We start from the raw sequence: 20,063 nt of genomic DNA on the forward strand, positions 1-20,063 counted from the left end.
GACCTGTTTCAAAGCACTTTCGCGGCTCTTCTTCAGATTTACGTAAGATTACCTAGTGCATGAAAGACACAATTTTCCGTGAGGGTCCCGATAATAAAGTTTCGCGCAATAGCCGCTTTACGACACATTATCTGCGCTTTACGGTTGACGCCCCCGGCGGTGCTGCATAATGTCCGCGCACGCAATCGAAGGAGCCAGAGGTTCATGAGCCTCATTCTCGTACTCGTAGGAGTAAGGCGCATGGGCCGGTAGAACCGGACACCCTTCCAGGATCCCATGCGCCCCCGACCGAAAGCCGGGGGCTTTTTCATGCCTGATACAAGCAAGATGACGTCAGCCAAGGAACAGACAGATGACACGTCAGATGACCGGAGCGAAAATGGTGGTCCAGGCCCTGAAGGATCAGGGTGTGGATACGGTATTCGGCTATCCCGGCGGCGCCGTCCTTCCGATCTATGACGAGATCTTCCTCCAGAACGACATTCGCCATTATCTGGTCCGCCATGAACAGGGCGCAGTTCACGCGGCCGAGGGCTATGCCCGTTCCACCGGCAAACCCGGTGTCGTTCTGGTCACATCCGGTCCCGGCGCAACCAATGCAGTCACCGGCCTGACCGACGCGCTGATGGATTCGATCCCGATCGTGGTCCTGACCGGACAGGTCCCCACCTTCCTGATCGGTACGGACGGGTTCCAGGAGGCCGACACCGTCGGCATCACCCGGCCCTGCACCAAGCACAACTGGCTGGTGAAGGACCCCGAAGACCTGTCCGGGCGAATCCATCAGGCCTTCCACGTCGCGACAAACGGCCGCCCCGGCCCGGTTCTGGTCGATATCCCGAAGGACGTGCAGTTCGCCACCGGCACCTACACACCGCCGGAAAAAGCACGCACCTTGCATTATCAGCCAAAGACGAAGGGGGACCCGGAAGCCATTGAGGCGCTGGTCGAGCTGATCGAACAGGCCGAGCGCCCGATCTTCTATACCGGGGGCGGCGTCATCAACTCGGGTCCGGAAGCCTCTGAGACCCTGAGGGAATTCGTAGATACATCCGGTTTCCCGATCACCTCGACCCTGATGGGGCTGGGCGCCTATCCGGCGAACGGAAAGAACTGGCTGGGCATGCTGGGCATGCATGGACTCTACGAGGCCAACCTGGCGATGCATGGTTGCGACCTGATGATAAATGTCGGCGCCCGTTTCGACGACCGCATCACCGGCCGGGTGCAGGATTTCAGCCCGAAGTCCCAGAAGGTCCATATCGATATCGACCCTTCTTCAATCAACAAGGTGATCCATGTCGACCTGCCCATCGTCGGAGATGTCGGATCGGTTCTGGCAGACGCGCTGATACTCTGGAAGTCCCGGGGATCGAAGACCAGGGCCGACTCGATCCAGAAATGGTGGTACCAGATCAAGGAGTGGAAGAAGGTCGACTGCCTCGCTTTCACTCAGTCGAAGAAGACCATCAAGCCGCAGCACGCCCTGACCCGCCTGGAGGCGCTGACCAAGGACCACCCGAAGCGCTACATCTGTACCGAGGTCGGTCAGCACCAGATGTGGGCTGCACAGTTCCTTGGTTTCAACGAGCCCAACCGCTGGATGACCTCCGGCGGGCTCGGCACAATGGGCTACGGCTTCCCCGCCTCCATCGGTGTTCAGGTCGCGCATCCCGACGCGCTGGTCATCAACGTGGCAGGCGAAGCCTCGTGGCTGATGAACATGCAGGAAATGGGCACCGCAGTTCAGTTCCGCCTGCCGGTCAAGCAGTTCATCCTGAACAACGAGCGTCTGGGCATGGTCCGGCAGTGGCAGGAACTGCTGCACGGCGAGCGCTATTCGCATTCCTGGTCCGAGGCGCTGCCCGACTTCGTCAAGCTGGCGGAAGCCTTCGGCGCCAAGGGCATCATGATCTCGGACCCCGCCGACCTGGACGACGCGATCATGGAGATGCTCGAATATGACGGTCCGGTGATCTTCGACTGCCTGGTGGAGAAGCACGAGAACTGTTTCCCGATGATCCCTTCGGGCGAGGCACACAACAAGATGCTGCTGGGCGAAGGCGCGCCGACGCAGGACGTGATCGGGACCTCGGGCGCCGTTTTGGTGTAGCGCGGTGGACCGGGGGGCCAGCCCCCCGGTCCACCGGGATATTTTTGGCCAGAAGACGAACATAAGGACGAGACGGGATGTCCGCACTCAAGATCAAGAAGGGCACGTCGAGGCATTCGGCCTACGACCTGCGCGACCCTCATGCCGAGACCGAGGAACGGCACACGCTGGCGGTGGTGGTCGACAACGAGGCGGGCGTGCTGGCTCGCGTCATCGGCCTGTTCTCGGGCCGGGGCTACAACATCGAGAGCCTCACCGTGGCCGAGACGGACCATACCGGGCATGTCAGCCGGATCACCGTGGTGACCACCGGGACGCCCTCGGTGATCGAGCAGATCAAGGCGCAGCTGGGGCGGCTGGTGCCGGTGCATGACGTCCACGACCTGACCGTGGAAGGCGCTTCGGTGGAGCGGGAGCTGGCGCTGTTCAAGGTGTCGGGCAATGGCAACGACCGGATCGAATCGCTGCGGCTGGCGGAGATCTTCCGGGCCAACGTGGTCGACTCGACACTGGAGAGCTTCGTTTTCGAGATGACGGGGACGCCTCAGAAGATCGACGCCTTTGCCGAGCTGATGCGGCCCTTAGGGCTGGTGGAGATGGCCCGGACGGGGGTCGCGGCGCTGAGCCGGGGGATGGACTGAGCGGGGCGTCCCCATGGGGACGGGGGGTCAAGTCATTGATTCCAGGCGTGTTAGCGCAAACGTCGGGTGAGGACGCCCGATGACGACGGGCGATTTCGAGATCTTCCTTGCCGCCCCGCCGGGGCTGGAACCGGTGCTCGCCGAAGAGGCGCGGGCCGAGGGCTTTGCCCTGCCCCGCCCGGTGCCCGGCGGCGTCGAGACCCGCGGCGGCTGGTCCGAGGTCTGGCGCGCCAATCTCGTGCTGCGCGGCGCCTCGCGGGTGCTGGTGCGGATCGGCGAGTTCCGCGCGTTCCACCTCGCCCAGCTCGACAAGCGGGCACGGAAGTTTCCGTGGGGCGACTATCTGCGCCCCGACGTGCCGGTGAAGGTCGAGGTCGCGACCAACCGCAAGTCGAAGATCTACCACGCCGGCGCTGCCGCCCAGCGTCTGGAACGCGCGATCGCCGACACGCTCGGCGCGCCCATCGGCGAGGACGGAGTGACCCTGAAGGCGCGGATCGAGGACAATCTCGTCATCCTCAGCCTCGACAGCTCGGGCGAGCCGCTGCACCGGCGCGGCCACAAGCAGGCGGTCAGCAAGGCGCCGATGCGCGAGACGCTGGCCGCGCTGTTCCTGCGGCAATGCGGTTACGACGGAACCGAGCCGGTGCTGGACCCGATGTGTGGCTCGGGCACCTTCCCCATCGAGGCGGCGGAGATCGCCGCCGGGCTGCTGCCGGGGCGGACGCGCAGCTTTGCCTTCGAGCGGTTCGCTGGTTTCGACGCCGAAGCCTGGGCGCATTTGAAGACCACCGGCACTATCCGCACGCCCGGAGTCCTGTTCCACGGCTCCGACCGGGATCAGGGCGCGATCCGGATGGCCGCCGAGAATGCGGAGAGATCAGGCGTGGCCGCCTGGACCCGGTTCGACTGCCGTTCCGTGGCGGATCTGGAACGGCCCGACGGGCCGCCGGGGCTGGTGATGGTCAACCCGCCCTACGGCGCGCGGATCGGCAACAAGAAGCTGCTGTTCGGGGTCTATGCGCAGCTGGGCGAGGTGCTGAAGGCGCGGTTTTCCGGCTGGCGCGTGGGGATGGTGACGTCCGAAAAGGCTCTGGCCACGGCCAGCGGGTTGCCGTTTCTGCCGACAGGGGCGCCGGTGCCGCATGGGGGGCTGAAGGTGGTGCTGTACCGGACGGGGGTTCTGGGGTGATTGACCCCTAGGGATGGTGCGTGCGAGCATGGACTCTACGGGACTAGCTTTCTTCTCTCGGCATAATGTTGGGTAGCGGCTCGGAGCGCTTGCCCTTCTTGCGACCGCGTCGATATCTGCTCTGGTAATCGCGGCGCTGTTTGGCGACCTCGTACAGAACTATGCCGGAACTTGTCCCAAGGTTCAGGCTCTCGATCATACCGAACATCGGAATCGCAACGCATGCTTCGCTGCGATTAACCGCAATGTCACTTATCCCGCGCTTTTCGTTGCCGAACCACACTGCGAGTTTCGTGTACTGTGTAAAATCGCCTTCATGGAGGTAAACGTTTGTTTTGCCCTTCACATGCGGAGATGTCACAACCGAGAAATATCCATGCTTTTCCAAATGGTCCAAACAGTCCTCTGTGCTGTCAAAGCGTTTCACAAAAGTCCACTTGACGGCGGAGACGGACGTTTTTGAAAGCGATTTACGCTCGCGCATATCTTGCCAGTCATCGGGAAGAGAACGCCGCGGATCAATTACGTAGACTTTCTCGACACCAAGCGCGTTCACATTGCGAATGACGGTTCCAATATTTCTAATGTCCACCGGGTCTTCGATGACTGCAATAAGGTTCTTGCAACGGAAGTCCCGGATAGCATCCGCGCGTTTGCGAACGGTCGGCTTTGACTTCTCAGACGTCTCAACATTCATGAAGAGCATAATACGATCGATGACTCCGCGCACAACAGTAGCGGGGCATATTGTTCCTATTGAAGATAGAAAGCTGCCCAGAATCGTACTTTCAGACTGAAGCCAAAAACGGCTTTACCTGTCCAACGCTGAAGGCTGTCATCCCGTATTGCTCGCGCAAGTAACCACGAAGTTTTTCGCCGTATAGGCTACGGACGGTTGCTCCAACCTAATTTCATTTCCCACGCGCGAACAGCGGCGAAGCCGCCGCGCATCGACGGGCCGCCCCCGGGCCCGGCGATTGGCTGCCGCAGGTGCGTCGCTCTGAGGGGTGAGGGGTGCGGCGGAGATAAAGTGCTCAGCTCATCGGTGGGATCGCCGCGCCGCGGCCCGTCGGTGTGCGGCTTTGAGTTGGTGGCTCGGTTGGGATTTGGCGCTGGAAGAGGGCGAGCATAGTTCCCGCGGGGCCGGGCGGCCCCCGGCCCCGCGGGCTGCCTTTATCAGGCGTCCTCGGTGTGACCGGCCGCCCGAACCTCGGTGTATTCGCGGAAGCGCTCGACCAGCACCCGGTTTTCGGCCGGAATGTCGCGCATCGACAGGAGGCCGGCGATCCTGCCGTTCTGCATCACCGGCACGTGCCGGAACCCGCCGTCGAGCATCACCGCCAGCGCAGTCGCGACGGGATCGTCGATGGAGACGGTCTTGAGCTCGGCGGTCATGATCTCGGCCACTTTCGTCTCCGCCGTCAATCGGCCGCGGCAGATGCATTTCCGGATCACGTCGCGTTCGCTGAGGATGCCGACCAGCCGGTCGCCTTCCATTACCACGGCGGCGCCGATGTCGAGGTCGGTCAGCACGGCGCAGGCCTCGCTGACGGCGATGTCGGGGCGGACGCTTGGAATCGGCCGGCTGCCCAGCAATTCGGGAATGGTTCGCTTAATCATTTAAGTAACTCCAATGGGCGCAAAAAAATGTGCGAAGGCCTGTTTATGACAAATCCGTAACCGCAGGGATTCAGGTATTCCTGACCTAGCGGAACCCGATTTGCGCGGGTCGGGATATGGCGCCCGGCGATTCCCGCCTGTACGCCGCCGGAGCCCTGCCCAGAAAAGAAAATGGGGCCCCGGACAGGGCCCCAGTTTCGCTGATCAGGCTCATCCTTACTACCGCCCGGTGGTTTTCTGCCTGCGGCCTGATCCGCGTTCAGGGCGAGCGCACCCGCCCCTCGGCAAGTCGGGCGGGGACGATGGGGTCGTACCTGCCCTGTTCGTGCCCGTTTAGCCGCCGGGCCAGCGGGGTCGGTCCGGTCCCGCCCAGGAAGTACAGCGGAACCGGGCCTAGGGTTCGTCAGCTACACCCGGAGGTTGCCCCGCAGGTGTTGCATTTCATGCAGGTGCCGTTCCGCACCAGCGTGTAGTTTCCGCATTCACCGCAGGGATCGCCCTCGTAACCCTGCATCTTGGCCTTGGTGCGCGCGTCCATCGAGACGGTGCCGCTGGCCACCGCCGTCGAGGCCCGGCTTTCGCCGACCTCCGGCACCAGCGTGGTGAGCGTCGCCATCGCGTCGCCGGCGCCGTTCAGTGCGACCGCGCCCGAGGCGCCGCCCTGCACCACCATCAGTTCCTGCGGCAGGCGGTTGCGGGTGTACCCGGCCGACGCCACCTGCTTGAGCACCTCGAAGGGAGAGGCGCCGCGGCTGTCCGGCACTTCGCGGAAGTTGCGCTTGCCCTCTTCCTCGCCCCGGCCGAGATCGTCGAAGGAGACGCCCTCGGGCTTGACGTGGGCGAGATCGGTGCGGTCGAGGTAGGACACGGCCAGTTCGCGGAAGATGTAGTCGAGGATCGACGTCGCGTTCTTGATCGTGTCGTTGCCCTGAACCATCCCGGCGGGCTCGAACTTGGTGAAGGTGAAGGCGTCGACGAATTCCTCGAGCGGGACGCCGTATTGCAGGCCGACCGACACCGCGATGGCGAAGTTGTTCATCATCGCGCGGAAGCCGGCGCCTTCCTTGTGCATGTCGATGAAGATCTCGCCGAGCGTGCCGTCCTGGTATTCGCCGGTCCGCAGGTAGACCTTGTGGCCGCCGACCACCGCCTTCTGGGTGTAGCCCCGGCGGCGTTCCGGCATCTTGGAGCGGCCCGCGGAGACTTCCTTGACGATGATCTTCTCGACGATCTTCTCGGCGAGGACGACGGCCTTTTCCTGCGGCGTGCCGGATTCCAGCACCTCCGCCGCCTCGTCGTCATCCTCGATCAGCGCCGAGGCCAGCGGCTGTGACAGCTTGGATCCGTCGCGGTAAAGCGCGTTGGCCTTCACACCGAGCGACCACGACAGTTCGTAGGCCGCCTGGCAATCCTCGATGCTGGCATCGTTGGGCATGTTGATCGTCTTGGAGATTGCGCCCGAGATGAAGCTTTGCGCCGCCGCCATCATGGTGATGTGGCTGTCCACCGACAGGAAGCGCTTGCCCTTCTTGCCGCAGGGGTTGGCGCAGTCGAAGACGCTGTAGTGCTTCGGATCGAGATGCGGCGCGCCTTCGAGGGTCATGGTGCCGCAGACATGGTCGTTGGCGGCCTCGATATCGGCCTTGGTGAAGCCGAGGTGACGCAGCAGGTCGAAGCTGGGATCGTTCAGCTTTTCCGCCGGGATTCCAAGGGTTTCCTTGCAGAAGCTCTCACCCAGGGTCCACTGGTTGAAGACGAAGCGGATGTCGAAGGCGGACGGCAGTGCCGCCTCTACCTTGTCGATTTCCGCCGGGCCAAAACCGTGGCCGATCAGCGAGGTATGGTTGATCCCGGCCGCGTTCCCGAGCGTGCCGTGACCGACGGCGTAGGAAACGATCTCTTCAATCTGGGAGGAGGAATATCCGAGCGTCTCCAGCGCCGCCGGCACCGAGCGGTTGATGATCTTGAAGTATCCGCCGCCCGCGAGTTTCTTGAACTTCACCAGGGCGAAGTCCGGTTCGATTCCGGTCGTGTCGCAGTCCATCACCAGCCCGATGGTGCCGGTCGGTGCGATCACCGAGGTCTGTGCGTTCCGATAGCCGTGCTTTTCACCGAGCCGCAGCGCCTCGTCCCAGGCGGAGGTCGCGAGAGCGATCAGCTCCTGGTCCGGGCAGTTGCCGTGGTCCAGAGCCACCGGTTTCACCGCGAGGTCTTCGTAACCCTCGGTCATGCCGTAGGCGGCGGTGCGGTGGTTTCGGATGACCCGCAGCATGTGCGCCGCGTTGCGGTCGTAGCTGGGGAAAGCGCCGAGTTCGCCGGCGATCTCGGCCGAGGTGGCATAGGCCACGCCGGTCATGATCGCGGTCAGCGCGCCGCCCATCGCCCGGCCCTCGTCGGAGTCGTAGCCGAGGCCCATGTTCATCAGCAGGCCGCCGATGTTGGCGTAGCCGAGGCCAAGGGTGCGGAAATCGTAGGAAAGCTGCGCGATCTCCTTCGACGGGAACTGCGCCATCATCACCGAGATTTCCAGCGTCAGCGTCCACAGCCGCGTGGCGTGCACGTAATCCTCTGCCTGGAACTTGCCGTCCTTCCAGAAGGTCAGCAGGTTCATCGAGGCCAGGTTACAGGCGGTGTCGTCGAGGAACATGTATTCCGAGCACGGGTTCGAGCCACGGATCGGGCCGTCTGCCGGGCAGGTGTGCCAGGCATTGACGGTGTCGTGGAACTGGATGCCCGGATCGGCGCAGGCCCAGGCGGCGTGTCCGATCTGTTCCCAGAGATCGCGCGCCTTGATGGTCTTGGCGACCTTGCCGTCGGTGCGGCGGATCAGTTCCCAGTTAGCATCGTCCCTGACGGCCTGCAGGAAGGCATCGGTGACGCGCACCGAGTTGTTGGAATTCTGGCCCGAAACGGTGTTGTAGGCTTCCGAATCCCAGTCGGTGTCATAGGTCGGGAATTCGATCGACGCATAGCCCTGCCGCGCGTATTGCAGCACCCGGTTGATATAAGTTTCGGGTATGGCGCATTTCTTGGCGGCACGAACGGCCTTTTTCAGCGCGTCGTTCGTGTTGGGGTCGTAGGCGTCTTCTTCCTTGCCGTCCCAGGCGCGGATCGCGGCGAAGATCTCGTTGAGCTGGCGCTCGTGCATCTTCGACCCGGCGACGATGCTGGCGACCTTCTGCTCTTCCTTGACCTTCCAGTTGATGAAGTCCTCGATATCCGGGTGATCGGCGTCGCAGATCACCATCTTGGCGGCCCGGCGGGTTGTGCCGCCGGATTTGATGGCCCCCGCTGCGCGATCACCGATGCGCAGGAAACCCATCAAACCCGACGACTTGCCGCCACCCGACAGTTTCTCGCCTTCTGCTCGAAGCGATGAAAAGTTGGTTCCGGTTCCGGACCCGTATTTGAACAGCCGTGCCTCGCGCACCCACAGGTCCATGATGCCGCCTTCGTTCACCAGATCGTCCTGAACCGACTGGATGAAGCAGGCATGGGGCTGCGGATGTTCGTATGCGGTCTTCGATTTCGTCAGCTTGCCGGTCTTGTAGTCGACGTAGAAATGGCCCTGGCTGGGCCCGTCGATCCCATAAGCCCAGTGCAGACCGGTATTGAACCACTGCGGAGAGTTCGGGGCGGCCTTTTGCGCGGCCAGCATGAAGCGCATCTCGTCGAAATAGGCCTGCGCGTCTTCCTCGGTGGTGAAGTAGCCACCCTTCCAGCCCCAGTAGGCCCAGGCGCCGGCGAGACGGTCGAAGACCTGACGCGCGGAGCTTTCGCCGACCTTGCGCTGATCTTCCGGCAGGTCCGCCAGCGCCTCGTCATCGGGCACGGACCGCCACAGGAATTCCGGCACACCCTTTTCGCGCACCTTCTTCAGCCGGGCCGGAACGCCCGCCTTGCGGAAGTATTTCTGCGCGATGACGTCAGAGGCGACCTGGCTCCATTTCGCGGGCACCTCGACGGAGTCGTTCTTGAAGACGACCGTCCCGTCGGGATTCCGGATCTCGGATACGGTCGTGGTGAAGTCGATATCGGCGTACGCGTCGAAACCTGCCTTGGTAAACTTGCGTTCGATTTTCATCTCGTTGGATGCCCCGTGGCGTTGTTTTTGTCGTCCACCCGGTCGCGCGTCGTTGCACGCAATCCGGTCCTCGTTCGTGCCGGCGGACGGGATCTGAAAAGGGCAAATCGACCTTGGGTCCGGGTGTTGAGCCCCGACTCTGCCTGCGGAGGTTATCCACAGTCCCACTTGTTTTTGTGTCTGTCCCTTTCCGTGCCCCGATCCACTATATGTTGTGGTTCGCCGCCCGGCCCGTACAAGGTTACGTAGTGGGCCCGTCGGGTCAACGGAAAATTTGAACTTTCCCACAGGAAAATTCGGTTGACGGACAGAGCCCGTTTTCGGGCCTGATTCCATCCCTCGCGGCGGAGCGGTTTGATAGCGCTCTCAATCTCTGGTTGGCCGGTGCGATTTTCCCCCAATATATAGGGCTTTACGCCGGCTGTCTCACGCCGTGGTTGAACTGGGCGACGGGCGCCCCTGCGCGGACGAGCAGCGGACGGGCCAGCGGGAGGTGGCGTTGCAGCCCGGACACGGCCCCGAAATCTCTGCTGCCGATGCCGAATTGTGCAGCCTCTTCAGACTGCCTTTCCGGCGGGATAACCGCACGGTATTTAACCGGATATCCGGTATGAAGCGAAACACGCCCCCTACATCTTGTAGTGATCCGGAAAGTGGTCGGGGCGGCGAGATTCGAACTCACGACCCCCTGTACCCAAAACAGGTGCGCTACCAGACTGCGCTACGCCCCGACGCAAGCGCTCTTAGCGCATGTGCCCGGGGCTGGAAAGCCCCAAGCGTGCCGACTTGCGCGGCCCCGGCGACACCGTTACGTCCGCGCCATGCTCGTGCTCGAGAATATCATCAGCGACCGGGGGTCGCGCTACGCGGTCTCCGGCGGTCCGTGCCGGTCGGAGGACGAGGCGAAAACCTTCCTCAAGGAGCTGCAGCGGAAGAAGAAGTTCGCCAAGGCGACCCACAACAGCTGGGGCCTGCTGGCCGGAGACACGCCGCTGAAGAACGATGACGGCGAGAGTGGCGCGGGCATGGTGATCCTGCGGATGCTGAAGCGCGAGGGGTTCCGCGATCACATCGTGGTGGTCACGCGGTGGTATGGCGGCAAGCACGTGGGCGGCGACAGGTTCCGGCACGTGCAGGACGCGGTGCGGCAATACATCGAGGCCGCGCGCTAGCGCAGGTTCACCCGCAGCGCCGCGGCGGCGGCGAAAGGCAGCAGCGCCAGCGCCCCAAGGGTGATCGCGCCGAGGAAGACCAGCGGTGTTTCCACCGCCATGCCGCCTGCCCCGCGGCGCACGACCTCTGCCCCGAAGATCAGTGTCGGCACGTAGAGCGGCAGGACCAGCAGGGACAGCAGCAGACCGCCGCGTTTCAGACCCACGGTCAGTGCCGCTCCGAAGGCCCCGATCATGCTGAGCGCCGGGGTGCCGACGGCGAGCGACAGCACCAGCCAGCCATATCCCGGCGTATCGAGGTTCAGGAGCACGCCGAGCACCGGCGCCGCCAGCGTCAGCGGCAGGCCCGTCGTCATCCAGTGGGCCGCGGCCTTTACTGCCACGACGCCTTCCAGGGGAATCGGCGCGGTGGCGAGCAGGTCAAGCGATCCGTCCTCGTAATCGAGCTGAAAGATCCGGTCGAGGGACAGCAGGCAGGCCAGCAGCGCGCCGACCCACAGGATCCCCGGCGCGATCACCCGCAGCGTCGCCGATTCGGGTCCGACCCCGAACGGCACCAGCACGGTGACGATCAGGAAGAAGGCGAGGCCGAGGCCGAATCCGCCGCCGGCGCGCACCGCAAGTTTCAGGTCGCGCAGGAACAGCCGGATCACAGGAATGCCTCGTCGAAGCCGCCGGTCTCGCGCGGGACGGCGCGGAACTGCGCCACGTCCAGTTCCCGCGCCGCGAAGCCGAGGTCGATATGGGTCGCGATCAGCGCGGCACCGCCGCCGTCGCAATGCGCCTTCACCGCATCGGCGAAGAGTTGCACGGCAGAGGTGTCGAGCGACACGGTCGGTTCGTCCAGCGCCCAGACCGGGCGGCCGGTGACGAGGAGGCGCGCCAGACCGAGCCGCCGCTTCTGACCGGCCGACAGGTTCTGCGCCGGGCGGTCCCGGAGTGCTGCAATGTCGAAGGCCGCCAGCGCCGGTTCGATTCCGCTGCCGCCGTAAACGCCGGCCCAGAATTCGAGATTTTCCGCCACGGTCAGCACGGTTTTCAGCCCGTCCGCGTGAGCGCCGTAGGCGATCGCGTCGGGGGCACAGGCCACCTGCCCTTCCAGCGGTTTCTGCAACCCGGCGATGGTGCGCAGGAGCGTCGTCTTGCCGATCCCGTTCGGGCCGCGCAGCAGCAGCACCTCGCCCGGAGCGAGCGCGAAACGCACGCCCTCCAGCACCGGCACCCCGCCGCGCGTCACGGTCAGATCGGAAACGTTCAGAACCATCCGGACCGGCTTAGCCGATCCCGGAAAGGCAGGGAAGTCAGACCGGCAGCAGTGCGACACCAACGCGCCGCCCTTCGGAGAGCAGCACGTTATAGGTGCGCGCGGCGGGCGGAGAGGCCATCGCCTCGACCCCCAGACCGGCCTCTTCAAGCTGGGCGCGCAGGTCGCCCGGCAGATGGGCGATCTCGGCGCCGGTACCGACGAACAGCACGTCGATCTGTTCAACCGACGCCAGCAGCGGTTCGATATCGTCATACCCGCCCCAGGCTTGTGCGCCCTTGGGCAGCGCCAGCACCGGCCCTTCCCAGACGGTGCCGCCGATCCGGAAGAAACCGGGGCCGTAGCCCTCGACCGGCGGGCCGTCATAGCTGCGGATCTCGTTCAGGCGCATGGGTCGTCCTTCAGTCCCAGACCGGCAGGCCGCCCAGGGCGGAGCCCGCGATGATCAGATAGGCGATGAGCCGGTAGACGCTGGCATGCTTCGGATGAAAGATCCACGCGCCCAGGCTCACGCTGGCAAGGTAGGGCAGCACAAGGCAGATGCCAATCAGCAGCGCCTCGGGCGCAAGCAGCCCGCGCAGGCCGAAGACGGCGATCATGATCAGGTCTGTCAGCACCAGAAACAGCAGGACGGAGGCGCGGATCACTTCCACCGGCAGCGGGCGCGCCATGTAGAGCAGGATGACCGGCGGTCCGGGCAGGCCCGCCGCGCCGCCGAGGAAGCCGGACAGGGCGCCGATCCCGTAGATCAGCGGCCGTCCGACATGCCCGCGATAGCGCACACCGCTGATCAGCGCCGCAAGCAGCGCCAGCGACAGGACAGAGACGATGGTGCGGAACCACTCGGGCTGCAGGATCAGCAGGACCGCGACACCAAGCGGCGTGCCGATCAGCGCCCCTGCCCCCAGCCGCAGCACGTCGCGCGTGTGGCTTTCGCGGATCGCGCGCGGGATCGCCGGGATCGGCCCGAAGAAATCGATCACCATGATGGTGACCAGCGCCGATACAGGATCCAGTACCTGACCCGCGAAGGGGAGGTAGACCATGGCTGTTCCGAATCCGGTAAAGCCGCGCACCAGCCCCGCCAGCAATGCCGCCGCGACGAGCAGCCAGAAGCCTTCCATCGCGACGATATCGGCGATCACGCTCACCGCGCGCGGGCCCTAACGGCCGGCTCCGGAACAGGACCCGTCAGGAACCGGTCAGCCGTCACCGGATCAGTTGTCGATATTGGCGTACTGGTTGCCTTCGGTCTTGCTCGGCTTCGACCAGTCGCGCTTGGTGCCCAGCATCAGCACGATGTTCTTCGCGACATAGACGGACGAGTAGGTACCCACGATCACGCCCCACGTAATCGCAAAGACAAAGCCGCGGATCACGTCGCCGCCGAGGATCAGCAGCGCGATCAGCGCGATCAGCGTGGTGCCAGAGGTCATCACCGTCCGCGACAGCGTCTCGTTCACCGACAGGTTCATGACGTCCTGCAGCGGCTTGGTCTTGTACTTGATCAGGTTCTCGCGCACCCGGTCGAAGATCACCACGGTGTCGTTGATCGAGTAGCCGACGATCGTCAGCAGCGCCGCGATGGTCGCAAGGTCGAACCGGATCTGCAGCACCGAGAAGATACCAATGGTCAGGATCACGTCGTGGAACAGCGCCACGACCGCGCCCAGCGAGAACTGCCATTCGAATCGCAGCCAGATGTAGAACATGATCGCGATCAGCGAGATGCCCACGGCCAGAACGGCGGTTCGTATCAGCTCTGCCGATACCTTTGGCCCGACACTTTCCACCGAGGTGAACTGGATATCCGGATCGACCCCCTGCAGCGCCGTTTCGACCGACTGGATCGTCTCGTTTGTGACGCTCTCCTCGCCTTCCTGCGCCTGGATGCGGATCATCGCGACGTTGTGGTCCTCGGCGAAGGTCGGATCGAACACTTCCGAGATCGCCACGTCGCCCAGGTTCAGCGGCTGCAGCGCGTCGCGATAGGCGCCCACGTCGACGGCATGGACCGATTGCGTGCGGATCGTCGTGCCGCCGCGGAAGTCGATGCCGAAGTTCAGCCCCATCACCATCCAGGCCACAAGCGACAGCACCATCAGGATCATCGACGCGCCGAAGGTGACCTTCCGCGCCTTGAAGAAGTCGATATGGGTCTCTTCGGGAACCAGTCTCAGACGCATGTCAGACCTCGATGGTTTTCGGACGGCGGCGGTCGAACCAGATCACGATGATCGCCCGCGTCACGAAGATGGCGGTGAAGACCGAGGTCAGGATGCCCAGCCCCAGCGTCACGGCAAAGCCGCGCACCGGGCCGGACCCCATGATGAACAGGATCGCCGCGGTGATGAATGTGGTGATGTTGGCGTCGAGAATGGCGCTCAGCGCCTTCTCGTAGCCCAGTTCGATGGCGCGCGCCGGGCCCTTGGCCGTCTTCAGTTCCTCGCGGATCCGCTCGAAGACCAGCACGTTGGCGTCCACCGCCATGCCAATGGTCAGCACGATCCCGGCGATGCCAGGCAGCGTCAGCGTCGCCCCGATCAGCGACAGCAGGCCGAAGATCATGCCCACGTTCAGCAGGAGCGCGATGTTGGCGATGATGCCGAACCAGCCATAGCTGAGCGCCATGAAGACAAGCACGGCGGCGAAGGCCACCATGGAGGCGATCCGCCCCGCCTCGATACTGTCGGCGCCCAGTTCCGGTCCGATGGTGCGCTCTTCGAGGAAGGTCATCTCGGCGGGCAGAGCGCCTGCGCGGAGCAGCACGGCGAGTTCAGTCGATTCCTCGACGGTGAACTGGCCGGTGATGATGCCCGAGCCGCCGCAGATCGCCTCGTTAATCCGGGGGGCCGAGATAACCTCGTTGTCCAGCACGATGGCGAACAGCGCGCCGACGTTTTCCGAGGTGTATTCGCAGAATTTCCGTGCCCCCGCCGGGTTGAACCGGAAGCTGACGGCCGGGCGGCCGTCCTGCTGGTTGAAGGTCGGCTGGGCGTCGGTCAGTTCCTCGCCCGAAACGGCGGAGGTTTCCTCGAGGATGTAGTAGACACCTTCCTCTTCCATCGACGGCAGCAGCACGTTGCGCGCGCCGGGGTCTTCCTCGGAATCCGAGGTCCGGCCGACCACGGGATGGAAGGTGAGTTTCGCGGTGGTGCCGATCAGCGATTTCAGCTCGTCGGCGGAGCCGATGCCGGGCACCTGGATCAGGATCCGGTCGGTGCCCTGCCGCTGGATTGTGGGTTCGCGCGTGCCGACCTCGTCGACGCGGCGCCGGATGATCTCGAGGCTCTGGCGGATGGTGCGGTCGTCGGTCGCGGCCATCTCGGCATCGGTCAGACGCACGATGAGCATGTCGCCGTCGCCGGCCACCTCGATATCGGTTGACCCGACACCGGTAAGCGACACCACCGGCTGCGCCAGGCCGCGCACGACTTCCATCGCGCGGGCCATGCCGTCGGGCTGGCTGATTTGGATGTGAAGCTCGCCCGCGGGCGCGTCCTGCCGCCGGATCGTGCCGACCGTCTCGCGCTCGTCGCGCAGCGCGTCGCGAATCTCCGGCCAGTAGGCGTTCATCCGTTCGGCATAGACGTCCTCGACCTGGACCTCGGCCAGCAGATGCGCGCCGCCCCGGAGGTCGAGGCCGAGATTGACCAGCCCGTTGGGCAGCCAGTTCGGCCACAGCGCGGCGTCCGCCTCGCGCTCGGGGGTGGCGCCCTGCGCCTCTATCGCGGCGACGGCGTCGTTATGGCGTTCGACGCGGTCGTAGAACAGGTTGGGCATCGCGTAGAGAAGCCCGAACACCACGACGCCAAAGATGACGACCCGTTTCCACAGCGGGATTTGCAGCATGTAACAGCCTTTCCCGAAAGGGGTCTATTCTTCGGCCGGTTCGGTCTTGGACATCACCTGCGCGACGGTCGACTTGACCACCCGCACCTTCACGCCATCGGAGATCTCTACCTCGATCTCGTTGTCGTCCTTGACCTTGGAGACCTTGCCGATCACGCCGCCCTGGGTGACCACCTGGTCGCCCCGCCGCAGCGCCGCCACCATCGCCTGGTGGTCCTTCACCTTCTTCTGCTGCGGACGGATCAGCAGGAAATACATGATCGCGAAGATCAGGATCAGCGGGATGAACGAGGTGAAGGCCCCCGCGCCTCCACCGGCAGCTTGCGCGAAGGCAGGCGTAGCGAACATATGGTCTTCCTTTATCGGCGAGGACGCTCCGGCCCCCTGAAATTTGGCGCGCACCCTATCTTCGGCGTCCCGGATGCACAAGGCACCGGGGGTCCTCCCTGCGGGCGCATGGGGGCTAGATACGCATTCGGCGGAGGGGTGCAAGGCGGGAGACAGGGAATTCTTGGCAGATGGGGTTGGCGGTGGCAGTGTTTGCCGCGGGAAGAGGGGAAATTCGATGAAAGACCTTTACTTCACGATTCTGTCTTCGCCGCTTGTCTGGGTGGGGGTGTTGCTGGTTGTGGTGCTGTCACTATTGAACACAGTCTCCCAGCAAAGCCCCTCGCCAAGAAAAGCCCCCCTTGAGGCTCTTTGTACCAAGATGGGTCTTGGCAAAGAGTTTACCCCATTGCTTCTCGTTGCTGCCCTGGTCGCCCTTGCGCTGATCGTGGCGGCAGTTTTGACGCTGTTCCAGTTCATGAAAGCGACCCTGCAGTTACCGCCTTACGACAGCGACAAAGAGGCAGCTTCGGTTAGTAACATTGGCCTGGTACTCGCTGCCCTGTTGGGCGCTCCCTTTGTAGTTTGGCGGTCATGGATCGCTGCCAAACAAGCAAACATCGCCGAAGAATCCTTGTTCAACGACAAGATCAACGCAGCGTCCGAGGATCTGGCTTCGCGCAGACAGGTGACCCGTGTTGTCCAGAGCGATGATGGCTCCGAGGCGGTATTGACCGAGTGGGAGGACGACCTTGTCAAACGAGCGGCAAGTATCGATCGCCTCGAAGGGCTGGCGGAAGAACGGCCAGATTCAACCGCGCGAATTGCCAGGATGCTGAGTGTATACGTCCGGGAGCTTTCAAAATGACCAAAGCCCTGGATCATCCGCGAGTGGAATTCCTGCGCCTTGTTGAAGATGAACGGAAGTCGCCTGCAGAGGCTGCGGAATCTTTAGGTTTAGCCGAGGATGAGGTTTCTGTAAGTGCGTTGAGAGACTGGACCCGCAGCCTTACTCCAATTCGTTCCGACCTCGAGAAAGCCGTTCAAACGCTCGGTCGATTGAAACTCATCGACGGAATTGTTCCCGACGACATCCCGATAGATCTTAGCAGCGCAAACCTTCAGGGATTCGATCTTTTCGAAGCGAATTTGCAGAAGGCGAACCTCCGCGGGGCGCGGATGGAGGGGGCGGACCTCTTCGAGGCGCGGATGGAGGGGGCAGACCTCGGTGGCGCGCGGATGGAATGGGCGTCCCTCAGAGAGGCGCGGATGAAGGGGGCGGACCTCAGCGGGGCGCAGATGGAGCGGGCAGACCTCAGTGGGGCGCAGATGGAGGGGGCGTACCTCTTCGAGGCTCGGATGGAGGGGGCAGACCTCCGCGGGGCGCGGATGGAAGCGGCGTACCTCGGCGAGGCGAGAATGGAGGGGGCAAATCTCAGCGGGGCGCGGATGGATGCTGCGACCTTCTTCAAGCCAGCTACTCTTCGAGGTGCCGGGCTGAAGGTGGTCGATTTTAGCGACGTTACCATGGATCCGCAGATCATGGCAGAAGCCTTCGGCGACGCCACGGTCAAGCTACCCGAAGGCGTCTCTCTCCACCCCGACTCACCGACCGACAGGGATCTCGACTGGAACGAATTCTACACCCAATGGCGCGCCTGGCAGCGCGAGCACGGCTACGACCGGTACCAACCTCCAGATTGACCCGCCCCCCAATTCCTGCTTTCTCCCCGCTCGTCAAACGACGAGGACATGGACATGCACGACATCCGCTTCATCCGCGAGACCCCGCAGGCCTTCGACGCCGGGCTGGCCCGGCTTGGTGTGGCGTCCTCGTCGTCGGAGATCCTCGCCGTGGACGAAGCGCGGCGCGAGGCGATCGCGAAGGCAGAGACGGCGCAGGCGGAGCGGAATGCCGCCTCCAAGGAGGTCGGCCAGGCCAAGGCCAGGGGCGACGAGGCGGAGTTCGAACGGCTCCGCGCGCTGGTGGCCGAGAAAAAGGACGAGATCGCAAGGCTCGAGGAAGAGGCGAAGGCGGGTGACGAAAAGCTGCGCGACCTGCTGCTCGGCCTGCCCAACCTGCCCTATGACGACGTGCCCGACGGCGCCGACGAGGATGCCAATGTCGAGATCCGGCGCTGGGGCAATCCGCGCAATTTCGACTTTGACCCGAAGGAGCATTACGAGATCCCCGGCGCCGCCGCGGGGCTCGATTTCGCGACCGCCGCCAAGCTGTCCGGCTCGCGTTTCGTGGTGCTGCGCGGCGCCATGGCGCGGCTGCACCGGGCGCTGGCCCAGTTCATGCTGGACACCCACACCACCGAGAACGGGCTGACCGAGATCAACACTCCGGTCCTGGTGCGTGAAGAAGCGCTTGTCGGCACCAGCCAGCTGCCGAAATTCGCCGAGGACAGCTATCAGACCCGCGAAGGCTGGTGGCTGATCCCGACCTCGGAGGTGCCGCTGACCAATACGGTGCGCGAGGAGATCCTGGAGGAGGCGCAGCTTCCGATCCGGCTGACCGCGCATTCGCTCTGCTTCCGGTCAGAGGCGGGATCGGCCGGCAAGGATACCGCCGGGATGCTGCGCCAGCACCAGTTCGAGAAGGTCGAGATGGTCTCGATCACCCATCCCGATCTTTCGCTGGCCGAGCATGAGCGCATGACCGCCTGTGCCGAGGGCATCCTGAAGAAGCTGGGCCTGCCCTACCGCACCGTGGTGCTGTGTACCGGCGACATGGGGTTCGGGGCGCGGAAGACCCACGACATCGAGGTCTGGCTGCCGGGGCAGAACACCTATCGCGAGATCAGCTCTGTCTCTGTCTGCGGCGATTTCCAGGCGCGGCGGATGAATGCCCGGTTCCGTCCCGAGGGCGGCGGGCGGCCCGAATTCGTCCATACGCTGAACGGTTCCGGCGTCGCCGTGGGCCGCTGCCTGATCGCCGTGCTGGAGAATGGCCAGCAGCAGGACGGATCGGTGGCCTTGCCAGAAGTGCTGCACCCCTATCTAAATGGAAAGACAAGGGTAACGGCCGAAGGCGAGCTGGAGTGAGTGACAGATCCCGGATGAAGGCGGTGTTCGTGGCGGTGGGGGCCGTGGCCTTTGTCGTCTCGCCGCTGGCTTCGGGATCTTTCGGCGGCTACGACCCGTCGCAATTCCCGGTTCCTCAGGAACGCCCGCCGGCGCAGCCCGCCGGATGGGCGTTCTCTATCTGGTCGCTGATCTATGCGTGGCTTGTGGCCCATGCGGTCTTTGGCCTGCTGCGGCGCGCCGACGATCCCGGCTGGGACCGGACCCGCTGGCCGATGATCTTCAGCCTCGTGGTCGGCGCGGCATGGATCCCGGTGGCGCAGATCTCGCCGCTGTGGGCGACGCTGCTGATCTGGGTGATGCTGGTCGCCGCGCTGTTCGCCCTGTTCGCGGCACCGGAAGAGGACGCGTGGTGGGCGAAGTTCCCCATCGCCTTCTATGCCGGATGGCTGACGGCGGCGAGCTGGGTGTCTGTCGCGCTGATCGGCGCCGGCTGGGGCATCGGCCCGGGCGCGCTGATCTGGGCCTGGATCGCGCTTGGCGGTCTGATGATCTTCGCCGCGCTGGTGCAGGTGGCGCTAGGCCGGGTCATGGCCTACGCGGTGCCGATCGCCTGGGCGCTGTTCGGCATCGCCGCCGCGAACAATACCGACCGCATCGCAATCACCGCAGCCGCGATTGTCGCGGCGGCGGGCCTCATCTCGCTGTCCGCGCAGCGGCGCTGGGATTCCCCGAACGGTTGAGTCTGCGAAGCGCAAAGCGTGGCGC

At 64.1% G+C, this 20,063-nt stretch carries 18 protein-coding genes and 1 tRNA gene; 8 read left to right on the forward strand and 11 right to left on the reverse strand.

Features of this window, described 5'->3' with window-relative positions; genetic code table 11:
* Nucleotides 1-352 precede the first annotated feature (352 nt).
* The 3 genes from HCO70_RS11160 (at nucleotide 353) to HCO70_RS11170 (ending at nucleotide 3,946) form a co-directional block, all read left to right on the forward strand.
* Nucleotides 353-2,113 (forward strand): acetolactate synthase 3 large subunit, encoded by a 1,761-nt coding sequence (locus HCO70_RS11160; protein WP_172295872.1) that lies wholly within the window; start codon nucleotides 353-355, stop codon nucleotides 2,111-2,113.
* A gap of 77 nt (nucleotides 2,114-2,190) precedes the next feature.
* Complete coding sequence (gene ilvN / locus HCO70_RS11165; protein WP_172295874.1) at nucleotides 2,191-2,754, forward strand: acetolactate synthase small subunit; 564 nt, start codon at nucleotides 2,191-2,193, stop codon at nucleotides 2,752-2,754.
* 79 nt (nucleotides 2,755-2,833) lie between these two features.
* Nucleotides 2,834-3,946, forward strand: a complete 1,113-nt coding sequence (locus HCO70_RS11170; protein ID WP_172295876.1) for a class I SAM-dependent RNA methyltransferase — start codon at nucleotides 2,834-2,836, stop codon at nucleotides 3,944-3,946.
* A 43-nt stretch (nucleotides 3,947-3,989) separates the two neighbouring features.
* Here the strand turns inward: HCO70_RS11170 and HCO70_RS11175 are convergent, their stop codons facing one another.
* The 4 genes from HCO70_RS11175 to HCO70_RS11190 form a co-directional block, all read right to left on the reverse strand.
* Nucleotides 3,990-4,643, reverse strand: coding sequence for an RNA methyltransferase (locus tag HCO70_RS11175; protein WP_172296261.1), 654 nt, complete (start codon nucleotides 4,641-4,643; stop codon nucleotides 3,990-3,992).
* A 479-nt stretch (nucleotides 4,644-5,122) separates the two neighbouring features.
* A complete protein-coding gene (locus tag HCO70_RS11180) occupies nucleotides 5,123-5,566 on the reverse strand; it encodes a CBS domain-containing protein (RefSeq protein ID WP_172295878.1) in 444 nt (147 codons plus the stop codon).
* A gap of 403 nt (nucleotides 5,567-5,969) precedes the next feature.
* Entirely contained in the window at nucleotides 5,970-9,650 is a 3,681-nt protein-coding gene (locus HCO70_RS11185; RefSeq protein WP_172295880.1) for a vitamin B12-dependent ribonucleotide reductase, read from the reverse strand.
* Nucleotides 9,651-10,304: 654 nt separating this feature from the next.
* Nucleotides 10,305-10,381: transfer RNA gene (locus HCO70_RS11190), tRNA-Pro, on the reverse strand.
* Nucleotides 10,382-10,471: 90 nt separating this feature from the next.
* Here HCO70_RS11190 and HCO70_RS11195 point away from each other — a divergent pair.
* A complete protein-coding gene (locus HCO70_RS11195) occupies nucleotides 10,472-10,822 on the forward strand; it encodes a YigZ family protein (RefSeq protein ID WP_172295882.1) in 351 nt (116 codons plus the stop codon).
* Here HCO70_RS11195 and ccmB read toward each other — a convergent pair.
* The 7 genes from ccmB to yajC form a co-directional block, all read right to left on the reverse strand.
* Complete coding sequence (gene ccmB, locus HCO70_RS11200) at nucleotides 10,819-11,475, reverse strand: heme exporter protein CcmB (protein ID WP_172295884.1); 657 nt, start codon at nucleotides 11,473-11,475, stop codon at nucleotides 10,819-10,821. The two genes, HCO70_RS11195 and ccmB, sit on opposite strands and share 4 nt — an antisense overlap.
* Nucleotides 11,472-12,086, reverse strand: coding sequence for a heme ABC exporter ATP-binding protein CcmA (gene ccmA, locus HCO70_RS11205; protein WP_172295886.1), 615 nt, complete (start codon nucleotides 12,084-12,086; stop codon nucleotides 11,472-11,474). The genes ccmB and ccmA overlap by 4 nt, the downstream gene beginning before the upstream one ends.
* A 37-nt stretch (nucleotides 12,087-12,123) precedes the next feature.
* Nucleotides 12,124-12,477, reverse strand: a complete 354-nt coding sequence (locus HCO70_RS11210) for an Mth938-like domain-containing protein (protein WP_172295888.1) — start codon at nucleotides 12,475-12,477, stop codon at nucleotides 12,124-12,126.
* 10 nt (nucleotides 12,478-12,487) lie between these two features.
* Complete coding sequence (locus tag HCO70_RS11215) at nucleotides 12,488-13,237, reverse strand: sulfite exporter TauE/SafE family protein (protein WP_371742188.1); 750 nt, start codon at nucleotides 13,235-13,237, stop codon at nucleotides 12,488-12,490.
* Between the two features lie 66 nt (nucleotides 13,238-13,303).
* Nucleotides 13,304-14,272, reverse strand: coding sequence for a protein translocase subunit SecF (gene secF, locus HCO70_RS11220; protein WP_172295890.1), 969 nt, complete (start codon nucleotides 14,270-14,272; stop codon nucleotides 13,304-13,306).
* 1 nt (nucleotide 14,273) lies between these two features.
* The gene (secD, locus tag HCO70_RS11225) at nucleotides 14,274-15,938 is read right to left on the reverse strand and encodes a protein translocase subunit SecD (protein WP_172295892.1); all 1,665 of its coding nucleotides are present in this window, start codon (nucleotides 15,936-15,938) and stop codon (nucleotides 14,274-14,276) included.
* Between the two features lie 24 nt (nucleotides 15,939-15,962).
* Nucleotides 15,963-16,286 (reverse strand): preprotein translocase subunit YajC, encoded by a 324-nt coding sequence (gene yajC, locus HCO70_RS11230; protein WP_172295894.1) that lies wholly within the window; start codon nucleotides 16,284-16,286, stop codon nucleotides 15,963-15,965.
* A gap of 217 nt (nucleotides 16,287-16,503) precedes the next feature.
* Between yajC and HCO70_RS11235 the strand changes: the two genes are divergently transcribed.
* The 4 genes from HCO70_RS11235 to HCO70_RS11250 are packed head-to-tail and all read left to right on the forward strand — an operon-like array spanning nucleotide 16,504 to nucleotide 20,038.
* Nucleotides 16,504-17,133 (forward strand): hypothetical protein, encoded by a 630-nt coding sequence (locus HCO70_RS11235; RefSeq protein ID WP_172295895.1) that lies wholly within the window; start codon nucleotides 16,504-16,506, stop codon nucleotides 17,131-17,133.
* Nucleotides 17,130-17,969 (forward strand): pentapeptide repeat-containing protein, encoded by an 840-nt coding sequence (locus tag HCO70_RS11240; protein ID WP_172295897.1) that lies wholly within the window; start codon nucleotides 17,130-17,132, stop codon nucleotides 17,967-17,969. Before HCO70_RS11235 ends, HCO70_RS11240 begins: the two co-directional genes overlap by 4 nt.
* Nucleotides 17,970-18,023: 54 nt before the next feature.
* Nucleotides 18,024-19,316, forward strand: coding sequence for a serine--tRNA ligase (gene serS / locus HCO70_RS11245; protein WP_172295899.1), 1,293 nt, complete (start codon nucleotides 18,024-18,026; stop codon nucleotides 19,314-19,316).
* Nucleotides 19,313-20,038, forward strand: coding sequence for a hypothetical protein (locus HCO70_RS11250; RefSeq protein WP_371742189.1), 726 nt, complete (start codon nucleotides 19,313-19,315; stop codon nucleotides 20,036-20,038). The genes serS and HCO70_RS11250 overlap by 4 nt, the downstream gene beginning before the upstream one ends.
* The last annotated feature ends 25 nt before the right edge of the window (nucleotides 20,039-20,063 follow it).

It is taken from the genome of Pseudoruegeria sp. HB172150 (assembly GCF_013184805.1).
GTDB lineage: Bacteria > Pseudomonadota > Alphaproteobacteria > Rhodobacterales > Rhodobacteraceae > Psychromarinibacter.

What these genes read in the sequence shown, in the direction of transcription:
- HCO70_RS11160 (WP_172295872.1), top strand. Translation starts at nt 353, where the DNA reads ATGACACGTCAGATGACCGGAGCGAAAATGGTGGTCCAGGCCCTGAAG.
- ilvN (WP_172295874.1), top strand. Translation starts at nt 2,191, where the DNA reads ATGTCCGCACTCAAGATCAAGAAGGGCACGTCGAGGCATTCGGCCTAC.
- HCO70_RS11170 (WP_172295876.1), top strand. Translation starts at nt 2,834, where the DNA reads ATGACGACGGGCGATTTCGAGATCTTCCTTGCCGCCCCGCCGGGGCTG.
- HCO70_RS11175 (WP_172296261.1), bottom strand. Translation starts at nt 4,643, where the DNA reads ATGAATGTTGAGACGTCTGAGAAGTCAAAGCCGACCGTTCGCAAACGC.
- HCO70_RS11180 (WP_172295878.1), bottom strand. Translation starts at nt 5,566, where the DNA reads ATGATTAAGCGAACCATTCCCGAATTGCTGGGCAGCCGGCCGATTCCA.
- HCO70_RS11185 (WP_172295880.1), bottom strand. Translation starts at nt 9,650, where the DNA reads ATGAAAATCGAACGCAAGTTTACCAAGGCAGGTTTCGACGCGTACGCC.
- HCO70_RS11195 (WP_172295882.1), top strand. Translation starts at nt 10,472, where the DNA reads ATGCTCGTGCTCGAGAATATCATCAGCGACCGGGGGTCGCGCTACGCG.
- ccmA (WP_172295886.1), bottom strand. Translation starts at nt 12,086, where the DNA reads ATGGTTCTGAACGTTTCCGATCTGACCGTGACGCGCGGCGGGGTGCCG.
- HCO70_RS11210 (WP_172295888.1), bottom strand. Translation starts at nt 12,477, where the DNA reads ATGCGCCTGAACGAGATCCGCAGCTATGACGGCCCGCCGGTCGAGGGC.
- secF (WP_172295890.1), bottom strand. Translation starts at nt 14,272, where the DNA reads ATGCGTCTGAGACTGGTTCCCGAAGAGACCCATATCGACTTCTTCAAG.
- secD (WP_172295892.1), bottom strand. Translation starts at nt 15,938, where the DNA reads ATGCTGCAAATCCCGCTGTGGAAACGGGTCGTCATCTTTGGCGTCGTG.
- yajC (WP_172295894.1), bottom strand. Translation starts at nt 16,286, where the DNA reads ATGTTCGCTACGCCTGCCTTCGCGCAAGCTGCCGGTGGAGGCGCGGGG.
- HCO70_RS11235 (WP_172295895.1), top strand. Translation starts at nt 16,504, where the DNA reads ATGAAAGACCTTTACTTCACGATTCTGTCTTCGCCGCTTGTCTGGGTG.
- HCO70_RS11240 (WP_172295897.1), top strand. Translation starts at nt 17,130, where the DNA reads ATGACCAAAGCCCTGGATCATCCGCGAGTGGAATTCCTGCGCCTTGTT.
- serS (WP_172295899.1), top strand. Translation starts at nt 18,024, where the DNA reads ATGCACGACATCCGCTTCATCCGCGAGACCCCGCAGGCCTTCGACGCC.